Annotated in this window: 15 protein-coding genes; 7 read left to right on the top strand and 8 right to left on the bottom strand. The window is 67.4% G+C overall.

Features of this window, described 5'->3' with window-relative positions; all coding sequences use genetic code 11:
* Positions 1 to 348: 348 nt before the first annotated feature.
* On the top strand, positions 349 to 2,196 hold the full coding sequence (locus ACVKN3_RS13080) for a DUF3300 domain-containing protein (protein WP_354514566.1): 1,848 nt from the start codon (positions 349 to 351) through the stop codon (positions 2,194 to 2,196).
* Positions 2,197 to 2,292: 96 nt separating this feature from the next.
* Here ACVKN3_RS13080 and zwf read toward each other — a convergent pair whose 3' ends face one another.
* The 4 genes from zwf to recQ all read right to left on the bottom strand — a co-directional run bounded on the left by zwf (position 2,293) and on the right by recQ (position 9,775).
* Entirely contained in the window at positions 2,293 to 4,161 is a 1,869-nt protein-coding gene (gene zwf, locus ACVKN3_RS13085; RefSeq protein ID WP_354514568.1) for a glucose-6-phosphate dehydrogenase, read from the bottom strand.
* Positions 4,158 to 5,984: a glycoside hydrolase family 15 protein gene (locus ACVKN3_RS13090; RefSeq protein ID WP_285406264.1), complete on the bottom strand. Its 1,827-nt coding sequence runs from the start codon at positions 5,982 to 5,984 to the stop codon at positions 4,158 to 4,160. The genes zwf and ACVKN3_RS13090 overlap by 4 nt, the downstream gene beginning before the upstream one ends.
* An 87-nt stretch (positions 5,985 to 6,071) precedes the next feature.
* Entirely contained in the window at positions 6,072 to 7,733 is a 1,662-nt protein-coding gene (gene ybaL / locus ACVKN3_RS13095; RefSeq protein ID WP_285406266.1) for a YbaL family putative K(+) efflux transporter, read from the bottom strand.
* Positions 7,734 to 7,957: 224 nt separating this feature from the next.
* The gene (recQ, locus tag ACVKN3_RS13100; protein WP_285406268.1) at positions 7,958 to 9,775 is read right to left on the bottom strand and encodes a DNA helicase RecQ; all 1,818 of its coding nucleotides are present in this window, start codon (positions 9,773 to 9,775) and stop codon (positions 7,958 to 7,960) included.
* A gap of 178 nt (positions 9,776 to 9,953) precedes the next feature.
* On the opposite strand from recQ, the gene ACVKN3_RS13105 reads away from it, so the two are divergent.
* On the top strand, positions 9,954 to 10,253 hold the full coding sequence (locus ACVKN3_RS13105; RefSeq protein WP_354514571.1) for a hypothetical protein: 300 nt from the start codon (positions 9,954 to 9,956) through the stop codon (positions 10,251 to 10,253).
* Between the two features lie 6 nt (positions 10,254 to 10,259).
* On the opposite strand, the gene ACVKN3_RS13110 is transcribed toward ACVKN3_RS13105, so the two are convergent.
* Positions 10,260 to 10,622 (bottom strand): MGMT family protein, encoded by a 363-nt coding sequence (locus ACVKN3_RS13110; protein WP_354514573.1) that lies wholly within the window; start codon positions 10,620 to 10,622, stop codon positions 10,260 to 10,262.
* 75 nt (positions 10,623 to 10,697) lie between these two features.
* On the opposite strand from ACVKN3_RS13110, the gene ACVKN3_RS13115 reads away from it, so the two are divergent.
* Complete coding sequence (locus ACVKN3_RS13115) at positions 10,698 to 11,102, top strand: hypothetical protein (RefSeq protein ID WP_354514575.1); 405 nt, start codon at positions 10,698 to 10,700, stop codon at positions 11,100 to 11,102.
* A gap of 907 nt (positions 11,103 to 12,009) precedes the next feature.
* Here ACVKN3_RS13115 and ACVKN3_RS13120 read toward each other — a convergent pair.
* Together ACVKN3_RS13120 and ACVKN3_RS13125 are read right to left on the bottom strand one after the other, a co-directional pair.
* A complete protein-coding gene (locus ACVKN3_RS13120) occupies positions 12,010 to 13,134 on the bottom strand; it encodes an inorganic phosphate transporter (protein ID WP_036140050.1) in 1,125 nt (374 codons plus the stop codon).
* A gap of 13 nt (positions 13,135 to 13,147) precedes the next feature.
* Entirely contained in the window at positions 13,148 to 13,777 is a 630-nt protein-coding gene (locus tag ACVKN3_RS13125; RefSeq protein WP_285406276.1) for a DUF47 domain-containing protein, read from the bottom strand.
* 112 nt (positions 13,778 to 13,889) lie between these two features.
* Between ACVKN3_RS13125 and ACVKN3_RS13130 the strand changes: the two genes are divergently transcribed.
* Together ACVKN3_RS13130 and ACVKN3_RS13135 are read left to right on the top strand one after the other, a co-directional pair.
* Positions 13,890 to 15,212, top strand: coding sequence for a hemolysin family protein (locus tag ACVKN3_RS13130; RefSeq protein ID WP_285406277.1), 1,323 nt, complete (start codon positions 13,890 to 13,892; stop codon positions 15,210 to 15,212).
* 59 nt (positions 15,213 to 15,271) lie between these two features.
* On the top strand, positions 15,272 to 15,880 hold the full coding sequence (locus tag ACVKN3_RS13135; protein ID WP_285406279.1) for an exopolysaccharide biosynthesis protein: 609 nt from the start codon (positions 15,272 to 15,274) through the stop codon (positions 15,878 to 15,880).
* Positions 15,881 to 15,895: 15 nt separating this feature from the next.
* Here ACVKN3_RS13135 and ACVKN3_RS13140 read toward each other — a convergent pair whose 3' ends face one another.
* Positions 15,896 to 16,672: an RNA methyltransferase gene (locus ACVKN3_RS13140; protein ID WP_285406281.1), complete on the bottom strand. Its 777-nt coding sequence runs from the start codon at positions 16,670 to 16,672 to the stop codon at positions 15,896 to 15,898.
* A gap of 134 nt (positions 16,673 to 16,806) precedes the next feature.
* Between ACVKN3_RS13140 and ACVKN3_RS13145 the strand changes: the two genes are divergently transcribed.
* Positions 16,807 to 17,610 carry an inositol monophosphatase family protein gene (locus tag ACVKN3_RS13145; RefSeq protein ID WP_285406283.1) on the top strand — a complete coding sequence of 268 codons (804 nt, stop codon included), beginning with the start codon at positions 16,807 to 16,809 and terminating at the stop codon, positions 17,608 to 17,610.
* A 128-nt stretch (positions 17,611 to 17,738) separates the two neighbouring features.
* Positions 17,739 to 18,767, top strand: coding sequence for a metallophosphoesterase (locus tag ACVKN3_RS13150; RefSeq protein WP_354514579.1), 1,029 nt, complete (start codon positions 17,739 to 17,741; stop codon positions 18,765 to 18,767).
* Positions 18,768 to 18,793 lie beyond the last annotated feature (26 nt).

The raw sequence follows: 18,793 nt of genomic DNA on the forward strand, positions 1-18,793 counted from the left end.
GGCAGGTGCTCAATGACGTAAAAGCCGCCCATGCCCGCGTTTTTGGAAGGAGGTGCGCGAGCCATGCGCGGCCCCCTCCATGCATGCGGGTGCTTGCTGCGCTGCAACCAGAAGTCGATGAACACGCGGTCCGCGACCCGTTCCACGTCATGCATTTCGGTAGGCGAGCTGCCCGATATCGCGCAAGAACATCGCGCCGTTCCGTAGCTTCTCGCGAAGTCCGACGCGTGGATGAACGGCCTGGCGCGATAACGCGCCAAGGTGGCTCGCAGACAGCCACCAGTCACCCGTCAGGAACGAACCTGCGGTCGAATCACTTCCGCACCGCTGTCTGCAAGGAGCTCCACCATGAAACGCGTGAGCCTGCATGTTGTCCGCAACACCCTTCTTTCCGCGTCGCTCGCCGCGGTGCTCGGCGCGTGCAACCGCACGCCGCCGGCGGACGCGGCCAACGCAGCCAATGCCCCGGGCCCCGGTGCCGGACCCGCCAGCGCGGCCAGCGCGGCGCCAACACCCGCGCCCGGCTACGTACCGCCCACGGCCGACCAGCTCTACGCGCTGGTCTCACCGATCGCGCTGTTCCCCGACAAGCTGGTCGCCTTGACGCTGGCCGGCTCGACGCATCCGGACCAGGTCGACGCCGCGCGCAGTTTCCTGGGCGACAACCGCAACCTCACCGGCGGCGCACTGATCGATGCGGCCGATGCGCAGCCGTGGGATCCGAGTGTGAAGTCGCTCGTGGCGTTTCCCGCCGTACTCGACCAGCTGTCGACCAACCGCGACTGGACGGCAGCGCTCGGCGACGCCTATGCGAACGAACCGACGGATGTGCTCAATGCGATCCAGGCGATGCGCGAACGCGCATGCACGCATGGTTCGCTCAAGAGCAGCAAGCAGCAGGTGGTGAGGATCGACCAGGCGCCCCCACCGCGGACCTACACCACGACCACCACCACGGAAACCTCGATCGTCCCCGCGCCCACCCGCACGATCGTGATCGAGCCGGCGCAGTCGGATGTGGTCTACGTGCCGCATTACGACCCCGACGTGGTCTACGGCGCACCCGTTTACTCCACGGTGTACAGAACCCACTGGTACCAGGCGCCGGCCACCACCGGCGATGTGGTCGCCACAGGCCTGGTGTCGTTCGGCGCGGGCATCCTGGTCGGCCAGCTGTTCGCCTCGCATGCGCACTACGACCGCCCGCATGGCGGATGGAACGAGTGGAACACGTCGTGGGGTGGCGGGCCGCGTTATGGCGGTTACGACGGCGGCTACGGCGGTCGCCCCGCGGTCGTCTACGACAACCATCCGTATGTGGTCAATCGCACCACGATCAATCGCACGGTGAACAACAACTACGTCAACCGCTCCGTCAACATCGACAACCGGCACGACTTCGGCAACGTCGACAACCGCCATGACAATGGCAATCTGGCCATGCGCAGTGCACCACAGGCGGCACAGGTGCAGGCACAGGCGCAGGCCGCACAGGCGCGCCAGCGTCCGGATTTCGAGCACATGCAGCGACCCAACTTCACCGCGGCCATGGCCCGGCCGACCGCGGCCAATGCCCGGCCCGAGTTGCCCGCGCAGGCACGGGTCGCGGCAGCCCAGGATCCGCGTGGCGCCCTTCCGGCCGGAGCGCGACCGGGCCAGCCGCTTTCGGCGGCCTTCGCCACGACCCATGCCGGCGACCCGGCGCAGGCCCGCGGCATGGCACATGCGATGCAGGCCAATCCGACGACCCGGGACAACCCGGTGGCCAGGGCGAACCCAGGGGCCGTGCAGGCGTCCTCGCCAGGCATCCGGCCGCAGGTGCAGGACCCTCGGGTAGCCAACGTGCACGACGTGGGTGCACGCGCCCGCGCCTTCGATGCCGATCGGGTCGCGCGGGAACAGGCTGCCTCGCGGCCGCAAGCGCGTCCGCCGCAGGAAGCGCGCCCCGAGCCGCAACGCGAGCCGGCGGCGCACGCGCAGCCCGAGCGCATGCAGGTGCAGCGCGAGGACCAGCGCATGATCCAGCCATCGATGGCCCGCTCGCAGCCGCGTCCCGAGCAACGGCCCGAACAGCGCCCACCGTCGCAGCCGCAGCCTCGTAACGAGCAGGCGCATGAGCGCCCGGCGTCACGCCCGCCGCAGCACGAGAGCCACGCACCGGCACACCGCGACGAGCACGACAGACACGATGGGTGAAGGGGCGCTGTAACAGCCTGAGGCCGATATGGCACGCCAAGAGGGGCGCCCTCACTCGCGATCGTCGCGGTGAGGGTTCGCCCACATCGTGGGCTCCTACTTACGCGGGCGGCGGGAGGGTGACTTCTTCGTCGCCGACTTACGCGGGGTGGCGGTCTTCTTCGCTACAGCCGTTTTCGCTACAGCCGTTTTCGCTATAGCCGTCTTCGCTACCGACTTCTTCACTACCGCCTTCTTCGGGGCCACCTTTTTCGTAGCGGCCTTCTTCGCCGGTGTCTTCGTCACGGCCGCCTTCCTGGCTGACGTCGCGCGCAACGCCTTGGTCACGGCGACGCGTTTCTTCGTCGCACGGCCCTCGGCCGACTTCGTCGACGACGGCAGCACGTCGCTGCGCGGCTTGGCCGTGCGCCGCGCATTCAGTTCCGCGGCGGAATTGAGCGGTCGCCAGGAACGGCCGCCCATCGCCAGCAACGTGTCCGACGAGGCCGGGCCCGCGCTGCCCGAAGCGTAGTTCGGGAAGTCCGCCGGCGTGCGCTGGGCCCAGTCGTCGAGGATGGGCTGCACCGCGCGCCAGCAGGCTTCGACCATGTCCGCGCGCTGGAACAGCGTGGCGTCGCCAGTCATGCAGTCGTAGAGCAGCGTTTCGTAACCCACGTTGGGCTCGGCACGGAACCAGTCGGCGTATTTGAAATCCATGCGCACCGGGGCGAGCTCCACCCGCGGGCCCGGACGCTTCACGTCGAACTGCAGCGAGATGCCTTCGTCCGGCTGGATCTGCAAGACCAGCCAGTCGGGGCCGAAGGCGTCCATGCCGGTGCCACGGAACGGGGCGAACGGCGCGGACTTGAAGCGAATCGCGATCTCGGTGGTGCGTCGGCCCATGTGCTTGCCGGTGCGCAGGTAGAACGGCACGCCGGACCAGCGCCAGGTATCGATGGACAGCTTCATCGCAACGAAGGTCTCGGTGACCGAGTCCGGCGCCACATCGGGCTCGTCGCGGTAGGACGTCGCCAGCTCGTTGTTTACCGCGCCCGGCCCATACTGGCCGCGCACGGCGTCCTCGGGCTGGATCGGCCGGATCGCTTCGATCGTCTCGGCCTTGCGCGTGCGCACGGCCTCGGCGTCGAAGGAGGTGGGCGGCTCCATGGCGACCATCGCCAGCAACTGGAACAGGTGGTTCGGCACCATGTCGCGCAGCGCGCCGGTCTGCTCGTAGAACGAGCCGCGCCGCTCCACGCCCACGGTCTCGGCCACGGTGATCTGCACGTGGTCGATGCGATCGCGATTCCAGATCGGCTCGAACAGGCCGTTGGCGAAACGGAACGCCATGATGTTCTGCACGGTTTCCTTGCCGAGGAAATGATCGATGCGGTAGATCTGGTCTTCGCGCAGCACCTTGAGGATCCGCTCGTTCAGCGCATGGGCCGAGGCAAGGTCGTGGCCGAAGGGTTTTTCGATGATGACGCGACGCCAGGCGGCGCCCTCGGTGCCGCCCTCCTCGACCAGACCGGCCTCATGCAGCTGCTCGATCACGTCGCCGAAGAAACGCTCGGGCGTGGCCAGGTAGAACAGGACGTTGCCCAGCGTGCCGCGGCGACGCTCGGTTTCGCGAAGCTTTACCGCCAGGCTCTGGAACGCGGTGAGGTCGTCGAAATCACCGGCGTGATAGGTCATCTGCGAACTGAGCCAGTCCCAGGCCTCTTCATCCAGCTTGCCCCCGCCGTTGGCGACGTACTTCTCCAGGGAGGTACGCAGGCCCTTGCGCCAGGCGTTGTCGGTCATCTTGCCGTGGTTGAAACCGATGATCGAGAAGTTATCGGACAGCAACCCGGTACGGCGCATGTTGTAGAGCGCGGGTACGACGAGGCGGCTGGTGAGATCGCCGGCGGCGCCGAAGATCACGACGGTACACGGGTCGGCCGGGTGAGCGCGGGAGGTGACGCGCTTCGTGGGGGCGGGGCTCATGCACGGACTCCTTGGGGATGGTGGGCGTCTGGGGTGGCGTGGATGTCTGCCGTCGCACTGGACCCATGCGCCAGGCTGTAGGCGGCATTGACCAGGGCGACGTGCGAAAACGCCTGGGGGAAGTTGCCCAGCAGCCGTTTCGACCGTGGATCGTACTCCTCCGCAAGCAATCCGAGGTCGTTGGCCAGGCCGATCAGGCGAACGAACAGTTCACGCGCTTCGTCCAGCCGCCCCTGCAGCACATAGTTCTCGACCAACCAGAAACTGCAGGGAAGAAACTGGCCCTCACCCGGCGGCAGGCCGTCCACGCCACTGTGCGTGTCGTAGCGCAGCACGAAGCCGTCGACCAGCAGGTCCTCCTCCACCGCCTTGACGGTGGCGACGATGCGCGGGTCGTCCGGCGGCAGGAAGTCGGTGAGGGTGACGATCAGGAGGCTGGCGTCCAGTTCCTTGGAGCCGTACGACTGCACGAAACAGCCGCGCTCCGGGTCCACGCCCTTGGCGAGAATATCGGTCTTGACCTCATCGGCGATGGTGCGCCAGCGCGCGGCGAACGCCGGGTCGCGCCTCTCGCCGCCCTGCTCGGAGGCACGCTGGAAGGCCAGCCACGCCATGACCTTGGAATGCACGAAGTGCCGCGACTCGCCGCGGATCTCCCAGATGCCCTCGTCCGGCTTGCGCCAGATGCTGGCCAGGTGCTCGAGGAAGACGCTCTGCACATCGTCGGCTTCCGGCTCCAGGGCCACGCCGTTCTTCACCGCGTGGGAAAACGCACCCACCAGCTCGCCGTAGATGTCGAGCTGGAACTGACGCGAAGCGGCGTTGCCCACGCGGACGGGCTTGGCGCCTTCGTAGCCATCCAGCCAGTCCAGTTCGTATTCTTCGAGCCGGCGCTCGCCAGCGATGCCGTAAAGCACCTGTAGCTGGTCGGGCGAGCCGGCCACGGCGCGGCGTACCCAGTCACGCCAGGCGGTCGCCTCGTCGTGGTAACCCGCATTGACGAAAGCGGACAGGACGAACGTGGCGTCGCGTGCCCAGCAGTAGCGGTAATCCCAGTTGCGCTCGCCCCCCAGTTGCTCGGGCAACGAGGTGGTCGGCGCGGCGATGATGCCGCCGGTGGGCAGGTAGCTGAGGCCCTTGAGGACCACCAGCGAGCGCCGGACGATATCGGTCCATTCGCCGCTCTCGTTGCAACGGCCGGACCAGTCTTCCCAGAACGCCAGCGACTTGACCAGGGCATCGTAGGGGTCGATCGCTTCCGGCGGTGCGAGATGGGACGGACCCCATGCCATCACGAACGGCACGGAATCGCCCTTGGTCACGGCGAAACGCGCCACGCTGTGCATGCCCTCGCCCTCCACGGCGACGGGGCTGCGCACGACCAGCATGTCGGGGCCGGCTACGGCGGTCAGCGTCTGGCCGTCCACGCGCGTGACCCAGGGCACGGCGCTGCCATAGTCGAAGCGGATGGTCAGCGCTGCCTCGAAATCGACCCGGCCTTCCACGCCTTCCACGATGCGCGTGACCCCGACCTGCTCGCCCGCGAAGGGCATGAAGTCGATGACGCGCGCCACGCCCGTGGCGGTACGCCATTCGGTTTCGAGGACGAGTGAGCCGTCGACGTAACCCCGCCTCGCCGTGGCGTCGGGGTCGGCCGGCGCGATACGCCAGCGGCCGTTGCCCTCGTTGCCCAGCAGGGCGGCGAAACAGGCGGCGGAATCGAACCGTGGCAGGCATAGCCAGTCGATCGATCCATCCATGGCCACCAGCGCGGCGCTTCGGCAGTTGCCGAGCATCGCGTAATCTTCGATCCGGGATGCCATCGTGTCCTCGTTGCAGGCAAGTAGTCCCTTCAACGTTAGCCAGCGACGCGTTAGAACGACGTATCCGAGCGACGACGCTGCGCCGTATCAGTGCCCCGACGAGGCCGGCGGCGGCGGTGCCGCCGCGGTAAACATGCTGCGCGCGACTTCCTGTTCGCCGTAGATCACCTGCGTCGCGCCCAGTCCGTCGAGGTGGGCCACACATTCTTGCGAATGCGCGCGGGCCACGATCGGCAGATCGGCGCGCAGCGCACGTGCGGCGCGCACGATCTGGCCGCCTTCGAACGGATCGGACACGGCGACGATGAGGGCGCGCGCGCCGGCGAGGTTAGCCTCGGCCAGCACGGGCGCCGCGGCCGCGTTGCCGATGAGGATTTCCGCACCGTGCTGCTCGCGCAACTCGCGCACCGCGTCTTCGTCGGTCTCGATGACCAGCGTGCGTGCCCCGGTGGCCTGCAATTCGGAGAACACACGACGCCCCACCCGACCGAAGCCGACCAGGACGGTGTGCCCGGCAAGGGCGGGATCGGCGTGCTCGTCCGGGGCATCGTTGTCCTGGCGGGCGATCCAGCGATCCAGCGCGCCGAACAGCAACGGGTTGATCAGGATCGACACGATGGCCGCGGCCAGCAGGATATCGCGAGCCTCTTCGCTGAGCAGCTTGAGCGACACGCCCAGGCCGGCGAGGATGAACGAGAACTCGCCGATCTGGGCCAGGCTGGTGGCGATGGTCAGGGCGGTTTTCGGCGGACGGCCGAACGCCAGCACGATACCGAACGCCGCCACGGACTTGCCGACGATGATGATCAGGCAGGCCGCCAGCACGATCCACGGATGCTCGACCAGGATGTGCGGATTGAACAGCATGCCGATGGAGACGAAGAACAGCACCGCGAAGGCGTCGCGCAAGGGCAGGGTTTCTTCTGCGGCCTGCTGCGACAGCTTGGATTCGCCCATCATCATGCCGGCGAAGAAAGCCCCCAGTTCGAACGACACGTCGAACAGGTGCGCCGCGCCGAACGCCACACCCAGCGCGATGGCCAGCACCGCCAGGCGGAACAGTTCGCGCGAGCCCGTGCTGGACACGGCCTGCAGCGTCCAGGGGATCACACGCTTGCCGACGATCAGCATGATCGCCACGAACACCACCACCTTGCCGATGGTCCAGGCCACCGTCTCGGCCAGGGCGGCCATGCTGGGCGGGTTGTCGCCCTGCTCCGAGCCCAGGAAGCCGCCGATGGCCGGCAGCAGCACCAGGGCCAGCACCATGGCCAGGTCTTCGACGATCAGCCAGCCCACGGCGATGCGGCCCCGGTCGGTATCCAGCAGGCGGCGCTCCTCCATGGCCCGCAACAGCACCACCGTGCTGGCCACGGACAACGCGAGGCCGAAGACGAAGCCTTGCGCCACCGGCCAGCCCAGACCCCAGCCCAGCAACATGCCCAGGCCGGTGGCCACGCCCATCTGCACCGCGGCGCCGGGAATGGAGATCGCCTTGACCGCCAGCAGGTCCTTCAGGGAAAAGTGCAGGCCCACGCCGAACATCAGCAGGATCACGCCCAGGTCGGCCAGCTCCTGCGCAATACCCGCATCGGCGACATACCCCGGCGTGAATGGCCCGGCGACGACGCCGGCCAGCAGGTAGCCCGCCAGCACGGGCAGGCGCAACCGGTGCGCAACGGCGCCGAAGAGGAAGGCGAGGACAAGGCCACCGACGATGGTGGCGATGAGTGGCGTGGCGTCGTGCATGGGCGGCTCCCTGAGTCGTCGTTGGCCGTGATCTCGTGGATCACGGCATGCACCCTCGTCTGGTCACGTCGAACTGGCGAACGTAGCGATGTCGGGCAATCCCCCTAGAGTTGGGGATGCCGAGGGTGGCACGCAAGCGATCGCACAGGATTTTTTTCAGGCGTGGCGCACACTTGAGCATAACCTCAAGTGCATGACGATGTCGGATGTACCGGGCGGGAAGGTCAGGCGGGTGCGTTCAGCACGGCCAGGAAATCCTTGCCGTAACGCTTGAGCTTGTTCTCGCCCACGCCACTGATCGAGCCCAGTTCGTCTTCGTTTTCCGGAAGCGCGCGCAGCATGGCCAGCAGCGTGGCGTCGTGGAAGATGACGTAGGCCGGCACGCCGTGCGCCTTGGCCAGTTCCGCGCGGACGCGGCGCAGCTCGTTCCACAAGGGCATCTCGATCTCCTCGATACCCAGCGAGCCCCCGGCCACGGCAGGCGACGGCCGCGAACCGGAGCGCCGGCCCTTCGCCGGCCGGGCATCCTCGCGAAGCCATACCCGGCGCTCGCTGCGCAGCACCGGGCCGCTCTCCTTGGACAGGCGCAGGGTACCGAAGCCTTCCGGGTCGGCCTCGACCAGGCCGGCCGCCAGCAACTGGCGGAAAACCGACCGCCATTGCGTGGCGTCCATGTCGGCGCCGATGCCGAAGACGCTGAGCTTGTCATGGCCCAGGTCGCGCACGCGCTCGCCGGCCTCACCGCGCAGGATCTCGATGAGGTGCCCCGCCCCGTAACGCTGGCCACTGCGATAGATGCAGGACATCGCCTTCTGCGCCGCCGTGGTGGCGTCCCAGGTCTTCGGCGGCACCAGGCAGTTGTCGCAGTTGCCGCAGGGCTCCGGGTAGACCTCGGCGAAGGCCTCGAGCAACAACTGGCGACGACAGCGCGTGGCTTCGGCGTAGCCCAGCAGCGAATCGAGCTTGAGTCGCTCGATGCGCTTGCGGTCGTCGCCGGAGTCGGACTGGGAGATCATCTGGCTCATGGTGACGACGTCGCCCAGGCCGTAGATCATCCAGGCTTCCGCCGGCAGGCCGTCGCGGCCCGCGCGCCCGGTTTCCTGGTAGTAGCCCTCCATGCTGCGCGGCAGGTCGAGATGGGCGACGAAGCGCACGTCGGGCTTGTCGATGCCCATGCCGAAAGCCACCGTGGCGACCATGACGATGCCGTCCTCCCGCAGGAAGCGTTGCTGGTGGCGCATGCGGACATCGCCATCCAGGCCCGCGTGGTAGGGCAGCGCGTCCACGCCGGCTTCGGCCAGCCACGCCGCGGTCTCGTCCACCTTGCGTCGGCTGAGGCAATAGATGACACCGGCCTCGCCCCGATGCGCGTCGAGGAAGTCGAGCAGCTGGCGGCGCGCGTTCTGGCGCGGTGCCACGCGGTAGCGGATGTTGGGGCGGTCGAAGCTGGACACGAAGCGGCGGGCTTCGTGCAGGCCCAGGCGGTCGACGATTTCCTCGCGGGTGCGCTCATCCGCCGTTGCGGTGAGCGCGATGCGCGGCACCTCGGGGAAACGCTCGTGCAGGATGGCCAGTTCGCGGTATTCGGGACGGAAGTCGTGCCCCCACTGCGATACACAGTGCGCCTCGTCGATGGCGAACAGGGCAATGGGGATGCGATCGAGCAGGCCGAGGAAGCGCCCCGTGATCAGGCGCTCCGGCGCGACGTAGAGCATGTCCAGCTCGCCGGCGAGCAGCAGGTCTTCCACCTCGCGCTGGGTGGCAGCGTCGAGGCTGGAATTGAGGTAGCGGGCGCGGACACCCGCCTCGGTGAGCGCGTCGACCTGATCCTGCATCAGCGCGATCAGGGGGGACACCACGATGCCCGTGCCCGGGCGCATGAGGGCGGGAATCTGGAAGCACAGCGACTTGCCGCCACCCGTGGGCATGAGCACGAGGGCGTCGCCGCCGCCGGCGACCTCCTCGACGATGGCCTGTTGCTGGCCGCGGAATCCGGGATAACCGAAAACGGTACTGAGGAGATCGAGGGCCTGGGACTGCATCCGCACATGCTAACAAACGGACGCGCCCGATCGGCCGTTGGTGGCAGCTAAAGCTGAGGTAGGCCCACGCCGTTACAGGAGGAAGGTGATAGTCCCGGCACGCGGACGGGCAGCTAATGACACCAGGCCGGTCGCCCCGCGACACACCCCGGCCCTGTGTCTCCACGAGGAGCGCCCCATGAACCATCCGATTGCCGCCCGTGCCTTGCCGGCCGCCCTGGCCGTTTGCCTGCTGGCCTTCACGCCTGGCGCCCGTGCCGACGGCGGGCGCATCGCCTTCACCGGTGCGGTCACCGAGGCCACCTGCCTGATGCGGGACCACCGTTCCGATTGTCCGCCGGGTCACTCGCTGGCGGCGACGGTCCATGTACTCGACGACCCGCAGGCGCTTGCCGATATCCACGCCGCCTTGCTCGACCACGCCCTGCGGCGCGATCCCGCCGCGCACTGGAAGGTGGTCGACACCACCTACCGCTGAAACGATTCAGCCACCCCAGAGGGCCCGGTCCAGGTCATGGTCCAGGCCGAAGGCACTCATCGGCACCCGCCCGTCCTTCACGGTGACGCCCTCGGCCTTCAGCAGGCGACATTGCTCACGGAAGCCGCGCGTGCCCGACGGAATGCCGATGCGGCCGTCGGCGCGCAGCACCCGGTGCCAGGGCAGCGTGGCCCGGTCGGGCGCCTCGCCCAGCACGCGGCCGATCATCCGCGCCCTGCCCGGGTAGCCGGCACGGGCCGCGATCGCGCCGTAACTGGCCACCCGCCCGCGTGGAATGGCCGCGACCGCCGCGATGATCCGTGCCGCCCGAAGGGTGCGTGCCGCGTGGTCGTCCCGTTCATCGGTCATGGTCGTTTCGTGCATGTTCCCCGGGGAGGTTGAGCGTACCATCGGTATCCCCAAGGACAGATCGACAAGGCCACCATGCGGCACTTCGAAGCACTTCGCTCTCACGTCGGCGGCATCCACAAGCTGCGCCACAACGAGCCTTACCTCATCAGCTTCGACCTGGAACTGCCGGACGGCCGGCACCAGGGCATCTACCTGGCCGAACTGGAAGACGCCGACGGCCAGCGCTTCCTGCGCCTGTCCACCCCCGTCGGCCCGCTGTCCGGTGTGGATGCGCGCCGCTGCCTGCGCTTCAACTGGGAGCAGCGCACCGGCTACCTCGCCGAGGCCGACCTCGACGGTTCGCCCTACCTGCACCTGTGCGAGAACCGGCCCTACGACTACCTGGACGAACGGGAACTGGCGCGCATCGTTGAAGAACTGGGCACGACGGGGGACCAGTTGGAGCAGTTGGTCAATGGGGAAGCTGACGCGCTTTAAGCGTGGAGCGAGAGCCTAAGGCGGTGGAGCGGGAGCTTTAGGCCGTGGAGCAAGAGCCGGCGGGTGCCACCCTCGCGGCCACGCCTGCGGCGACCCGTCAAGGAAAGGCCGCTCCGCGGCCGTATGTCTATTCCCCTACGGGGCGGGTCGGGCTTCGAACGGGGATTTTTGATTCGCCATCCATGGCTCAGCAAAAATGGCCGGCCGTCCTGGCCGGCCCCGCTGCGCGGCCTTGTCCGTTCGAAGCCCTCGCCTGCGGCTACCGGCCACGAGGGTGGCACCCGCCGGCTCTTTCACGGACTGAGGTTGCGTGTGGGAAAAGCTAAGAGCCAGGTTTCGCTTCGTTGTTGGGAACGCTCGCTTGCCTGATGCGCACGGCATCAGCCGCCTTGGGTGGTGTTGAGGGTTCGCGCACACGCGTGCGCTCCTACCCAGCCCGCGGATCACGCGTTCCACAACCTGCCCTACCCCTAGCGTAGGAGCCCACGATGTGGGCGAAACGCCAACAACGCGGTGACGCCATACCCTGACCACTACATCGATCACCGCCACTCGCTGCTCGCCCAACACGCCACCTCAGTTTCGGGAAGAGCCGGCGGGTAGCCCCCTCGGTGCCGGTAGCCGCAGGCGAGGGCTTCGAACGGACAAGGCCGCGTAGCGGGGCCGGCCAGGACGGCCGGCCATTTTTGCTGAGCCATGGATGGCGAATCAAAAATCCCCGGGCGAAGCCCGACCCGCCCCGTAGGGGAATAGACAAACGGCCGCGGAGCGGCCCTTCCCTAGCGGGTCGCCGCAGGCGTGGCACCGAGGGGGCTACCCGCCGGCTCTTGCTCCAACGCCCAAGGCTCCAAGGCTAATCGCGATGCCGAAGGCGAGCCCTAACAGCGAAAAAGCCTATTCGGAAAAATCAGTAAAACAGCCGCCCCAACTTCACCAGCACATACCCCAGCACCGCAGTAATCGGCAGGGTCAGAATCCATGCCCAGACCATGCGCTCCACCACCGACCAGCGGATGGCGTTGAACCGCTTGGCGGCACCGACGCCCATGATCGACGCGGAAACGTTGTGGGTCGTGGACACCGGCACGCCTAGCATCGAAGCGGTGAGGATCACGGCCGCCGAGCTGCCTTCCGCCGCAAACCCGTTGATCGGGTGCAGCTTCACCATCTTGTGGCCCAGCGTCTTGATGATCCGCCAGCCGCCGCCCGCGGTACCGCCGGCCATGGTCAGCGCGCAGACCACCTTCACCCAGACCGGGATCGGAAAGCCACCCGCTGCCGCGGGGTCATGCGGGATGCGCAGGAAATGCAACACGGTAGGCAGGTGGTCGAACTGGCCGGCGGCGGTGGCACCCGCCAGCGCCAGGGCGATGATGCCCATGCTCTTCTGCGCGTCGTTCATGCCGTGCGACAGACCCATGGCGCTGGCGGAGAGGATCTGCGCCTTGCCGAAGAAGCTGTTGACGAACGGCGTGCGACCGAAGCGGTGCAGGCGACCCTTTTGCCGGGAGAAGAAGCCCAGCAAGGCGTACAGCGCGCCCATCAGCAGGAAGCCGATGACGAAACCCAGGAACGGCGAGACGATCATCGGCACGATCACCTTGGGCACCACGCCCTTGCCCAGCCACCAGTGCGCGCCACCCTGCCACCAGATGATCGCGTGAAGGTTGCCGTCGGACGCGGCCAGCGCAGCGCCGCACAGGCCACCCACCAGCGCATGGCTGGAGCTGGACGGCAGGCCCAGCCACCAGGTGATGAGGTTCCAGATGGTGGCGCCCAGCAGCGCGCTGATCAGCAGGTGCGAGCCGACGTCGACCACCCCCGTGTCGACCAGTCCGGACGCGATGGTCGCAGCCACGGCGGTGCCCCACAGCGCGCCCGCGAGGTTGGTGACGGCGGCCAGCAGCACCGCCTGGCCCGGGGTCAGCACCTTGGTGGCCACCACGGTGGCGATGGAGTTCGCCGTATCGTGGAAACCGTTGATATACGTGAACGCCAGGGCGATCAGGACGACCGCGATAACCATGCTCATGGGGCGGCCGCCGTCAGGAGTTCTTGAGCACGATGGAATAGACGACGTTGCCGACGTCACGGCACTTGTCGACCGCCTTCTCCACCAGCTCGAACAGATCCTTGGCAAGGATGGCCTTGAGCGGATCGGAGCCCTCGGCGTAAAGGGTGCGGTAGGGGTCGAGCAGCAGGCGGTCGGCTTCCGACTCCAGGGCCTGGAGCTGGTCGCGCAGCTTCTTTACCGGGTCGATCTTCAGGCCGTGGCGCAGCTGGCCGATCATCTGCACCACCACCTCGGCGGAGCGCTCCAGCAGCACCGCTCGCTGGCCGAAGTCGATGCCGCCCAGGCGTTCGGCGACGATCACGTAGCGCTCGGCGAACTTCTCGATGGTCTTGGGTATCTTGTAGAGCGCCGAATTCAGCGCCTCGATGTCTTCACGGTCCAGCGCGGTGACGAAGGTGTTGACCAGTTCCTCGCCGATCTGCCCGTGCAGGGCCTTCTCGCGGGCGCGCGCCGTGCTGAAGGCGGCCATCACCGGGGTGCGGTCGGTCTTGGTGACCAGCTCGTGCATGGCCCGGGCGCTTTCGCGAGCGGCTTCCGCGCTGGCCTCGAGCAGACCGTAGAACTTGTCGCCCTTGCCGAAGATCGTCTGGAGAGAAAACATGGCGTCGCCTGGGGGAACGGGGGAAATGTGACGCTAATGTTACCGGAGCGGCGCGGGGTATGCCTCTATCGTCCACGACCGTAAGCGTGCAGGTCTGCTATATAAGCCACCGATGCTCACCGAACTCCTGCTCGTCCTCGTGCTCTCCCTGGGTAACGCCTTCTTCGCCTTGTCGGAGATGTCGGTGGTCGCCTCGCGGAAGAGCCGGCTGAAGGCCATGTCGCGCGACAGCCGTCGCGCCCGGGTGGCGCTGCAGCTGGCCGAGTCCCCGGAGCGCTTCCTGTCCACGGTGCAGGTGGGCATGACCCTCATCATCCTGGTGACCGGCGCCATCGCGGGCGACCGACTGGGCGAGCACTTCGCCCAGCTGCTGCACGGGGGCGGCCCGGCCTGGCTCGAGCCGTACGCACGCGTCGCCGGCTGGCTGACCGGCTTCGTCTACATGTCGCTAGTGCAAATTGTGATCGGCGAGCTGGTGCCCAAGCGCGCCGCGCTGACCGCCCCTGAACGCATCGCCTGCCAGATCGCCGTGCCCATGCTGGTGATCTCGCGGATCACCCTGCCCATGGTCTGGCTGCTCAACCACCTGTCCAGCGGCATCCTGCATCTGCTGCGGTTGAACCGGGCCGGCACCTCGTCGGCGGCCACCGAAGAAGAGATCCGGCTGCTGGTGGCCGAAAGCGCCGAACAGGGCATCCTCGACAGCGACGAGCGCAACATGGTCAACCGCGTGCTGCGGCTGGGCGATCGCGCCGTGGGTTCGGTGATGACCCCGCGGATGCGGATCGCCTGGCTGGACGTGGCGGCCTCGCGGGAAGACAACCTCGAGGTGCTGCGCGAATCGCAGTTTTCCCGCTATCCGGTCTACCGCGGCGACGAGCGCGAGGTGATCGGCACCGTCGAGGTGAAATCGCTGGTGGCCGGCTTCGAGCGGGGTGAGTTCGACCTGTTCGCGCGCGTGGTCAAACCGCTTTTCGTGCCGTCCACCGCGCGGGCGCTCGACCTGCTGGAGGCGTTTCGCGACGCGGATACGCAGCTGGCCCTGGCCGTGGACGAGTACGGCGACATCGAGGGCCTGGTGACGCTCAACGACCTGCTGACCGCCGTGATCGGCGCCACCGCCCCCGCCGCGGACGACGACGAGCGCGAGGGCCCCATCGTGCGACGCGACGACGGCAGCTGGCTGATCGACGGCAGCCTGCCGGCGGACGACCTGCGCGAGCTGCTGCAGATCGACCAGCTCCCCAACGAGGAAGACCACGATTTCCGCACCGTGGCCGGCATGATGACGGCCCAGTTCGGCCACATCCCCCGTGCGGGCGAGTTCTTCGTCTGGCGGGGCAACCGCTTCGAGGTGATGGACATGGACGGCGCCCGCATCGACAAGCTGCTGGTCGGTCCGGCGGGCAACGAACCGTCCCACGGCGCGGAGTGAGGCCGGATCACCGGCCCACGTAAAGCACGGGTTCAAGCCCCGCCCGCGACAGTCGGGTCATGACCCCTACCGAGCCCCGCGAAGAAAAGACCGCCGCTCTGCTCCGCGCAGCCCTGCACGCCGCACCGGGCGAACGGATCACCGTGGAGGGACTGCTCGAGCCGCTGAAGCGGCGTGCCTTCGGCTTCCTGCTGCTCCTGTTGGCCATCCCCAATTTCATTCCGGTGCCGCTGGGCATCGGCGGCATCATGGGGGTGCTGGTGGTGGCCCTGGGGCTGGAGATGCTGATTGGCCTGGAACACCCCTGGGTGCCGGGCTTCCTGCGTCGGCGTACGCTCTCCCGTGCTGGCCTGCTGCGATTCCTCGACCGCATCGAACCGGTGACCCGCCGCCTGGAGAAGCTGTGCCAGCCGCGACTGCAGCGGCTGACCCGACGCCCCTTTACCTTCGTGTCCGGTGCCGTGATGATCCTGATCGGGATCCTGCTGGCCCTGCCGATCCCGTTCACCAACTATGTCTTCGGCGGCATGCTGATCGCGTTCGCCTTCGCGCTGGTGGAGCGCGACGGAGCGCTGCTGGTAGCGGTGTGGACGAGCACGCTGGCGATCGTCGTGGCGTCGGCCAGCTTCAGCCGCGCGTTGCTGGGTTTCGCGCGCGACCTGTTCTAGCCGGCGCCGTTCGTTTCAGCCGGCGCCATCCTTGCCATGCGCCAGCGAGGCCATGCGCTGTGCATCGGCGAGGATGCCATGCAGGATGCGCAGCTCACGCAGCTCCGGCCGAGCACGCAGGAACAGCTTGCGCAGCTTGAGCATGATCGTGGTGGGCGAGCGTCCCTTGTGGAACTCGATGTCGTCGAGCATCTCGCCCAGGTGCGTGAAGAAGCGCTCGAGCTGTTCGGCGTCGGCCGGGGCCGCATCCGCATCGAGACTCGGCGGCACGACAACGGGCGACTCATCCGCCAGCAGCGCCGTGCGCAGTTCATAGGCCACCACCTGCACCGCCTGCGAGAGGTTCAGCGAGCTGAAATCGTCGACGCTGGGAATGCGCACCATGGCATGGCAGCGCGCCAACTCGTCGTTCTCCAGGCCGGTGCGCTCGTTGCCGAAGACCAGGGCGACCTGCTCGCCGCGCCGTGCTGCGGCGATCGCCTGGGCGGCGCCTTCGCGGGGGTCGAGTTCGGGCAGGTTGACGCCGCGGCGGCGTGCCGACAGCCCCAGCGAAAACGTGGCACCGGCCAGGCCCGCCACCAGGTCGTCGTGGATGGCCGCCTGCCCGAGCACGTCGTCGGCACCGGCGGCCAGGGCGGTGGCTTCGGGATCGGGAAAGCGATGCGGCGCCACCAGCGTGAGCCGATCGAAGCCCATGGTCCGCATGGCGCGCGCAGCTGAGCCGATGTTGCCCGAGTGCGAGGTGCGGACCAGGACGAAGCGAAGGCGGTCGTGGAGTTCGGAAAGGGCCATGGGCGACGGGCAGGCTGGACGAGGGCCGGAAAGTCTACAACGGCAATGACTTGGGCATGGGGCATGCGGGTGTTAGACTCGTCGACCGAGGCGGCCCGACCGCCCTCCCCTGTTCTTTTACCAAGTCGATATCCATGCCAAGACCCGCCGTCAACGTCGCGTCGCGTGCCGCGCGCTCCGCAGGAAACATCATCCTGCGCTACATGAATCGCCTCGAAGGCCTTGCGGTCGTCGAAAAGCAGCGGATGGATTTCGCCTCCGAGGTGGATCGCCTCGCCGAAGCCGAAATCATCAAGGAACTGCGCCGCGCCTACCCCACCCACGCCATCCTCGGTGAGGAATCCGGGCAGATCGGCAAGGGCCCGCTGGTGTGGGTCATCGATCCCCTGGACGGCACCCACAATTACCTGCGCGGCATCCCCCACTTCTGCGTGTCCATCGCGCTGGTTGAAAAGGGCGAGCCGGTCTACGGCGTGGTGTTCGATCCCCTGCGCGATGAACTGTTCACCGCCAGCAAGGGCGATGGCGCCTACCTCAACGACCGCCGCATCCGGGTCGGCAAGCGCGAAGGCATCGCCGGCGCCCTGCTTGCCACGGGTTATCCCTACCGCGCGCGTAACCACCTCGAGCCGCAGCTGGCCATGACCTCGGCCTTGCTCAAGGAAGCCGAGGACATCCGCCGCATGGGGTCCGCCGCGCTCGACCTGGCCTACGTGGCCGCCGGTCGCATGGACGGTTTCTTCGAACCGGGCCTCAACGTATGGGATATCGCCGCGGGCGCGCTGCTGGTCCGCGAAGCCGGTGGCGTCTACGGCGACTTCGCCGGCCGCGAGGGCCTGCCCGAGAGCGGCAACATCATCGCCGGTAACCACAAGGTGGCCGCCGCGATGACCGACGTCATCAAGGCGAACGCTACGGCGCGCCTGCTCGGGGAATAATCCGACACGCGGCGAGGGTAATCCCTCGCCGCAGCTTCTCGTTGCCTGACAGACCATGGCGTCTTCGGCAGCGTACCTTGTCGTCGCGAACCGGACGTTCGCAAGCCTCTACCGACAAGGAGTTCAGCATGTTCCCTATTCCCTTATCATGCACCCGGTTCGCGTTCGCGTTCGCAGCGGGCCTGACCGCCTTGCTTCATGGGCCCTCCGCGCATGCGACGGTCGAGACCATGATCGTCACCTCGGATCCCCAGTACCCCTGGACGGACACGCCGGGCGAAACCGATGAGGTGCGCAAGATCCGCTCCCGGCAACTGATCGAGGAGCAATACCGCAGCATCGCCGCGTACCGCGCCAGGCGGCCCGACCAGACCATCCCCGTCTTCATCAATGGCGACCTCACCGCCTATGGGCACGGCTGGCAACGCGCGGTCATGGATGAACTGCTGGGCATCCTGGGCGACAACGTCTATCTGGGACTGGGTAACCACGACTACCAGAACAACATTTTTCAGGAGGATGGATCGGGCTGCTACAACAACGGCTGCGCGCGCGACAGCGTGCTGGGGCTCGTGCAGCACGTCATGGCAAAGCCCGACAAGGTGTCATTCGATTTCAGCGTCCAACCCGGGTTTCCCGGCAATCGCTATGAGGGCAGCCTCGCCTACGCCGTCAACACGCCGGGGTGGGAGCGAGTGCTCCAGGTGCAGCTGAACAACTACCCGACCTACGAGGTCTCCTTCGCGTCCACCGAGGGTATCCGTCCGTCACGCTTCGACATCGGGTCGTCGCTACCCTGGCTGAAGAATGTGCTGGACACCCATCTCAGCGTGCCCAGGTACGGCACGCCGGCCGACCGGGCGTACGATTTCGCCATAGCGCATGTGCATTCCGCGGATGGCTACTCGGAAGGTTTCGGCGAGGCACTGGCCGCCGGCCACGTCGCCGCGGTCTTCGCGGGCCACCTGCATTTCCGGTTGGGCCGATATGGAAGCATCAACGGCGTGCCGGTCTTCCTGAGTGGATCCGCCAGCCAGCGCACCTATCTCATCGTGGAGCACGACACCGTGGCCAGGGTGCTGCGCGTCTTCGCCGTGCGCAACAACGATCCGGAAGGACGCGAACTCATCGCTACCGTCGATGTCGGCACCGTCTGACACCGACACACGCAACGAACAAGGAT

The organism is Luteibacter sp. PvP120 (genome assembly GCF_054055715.1).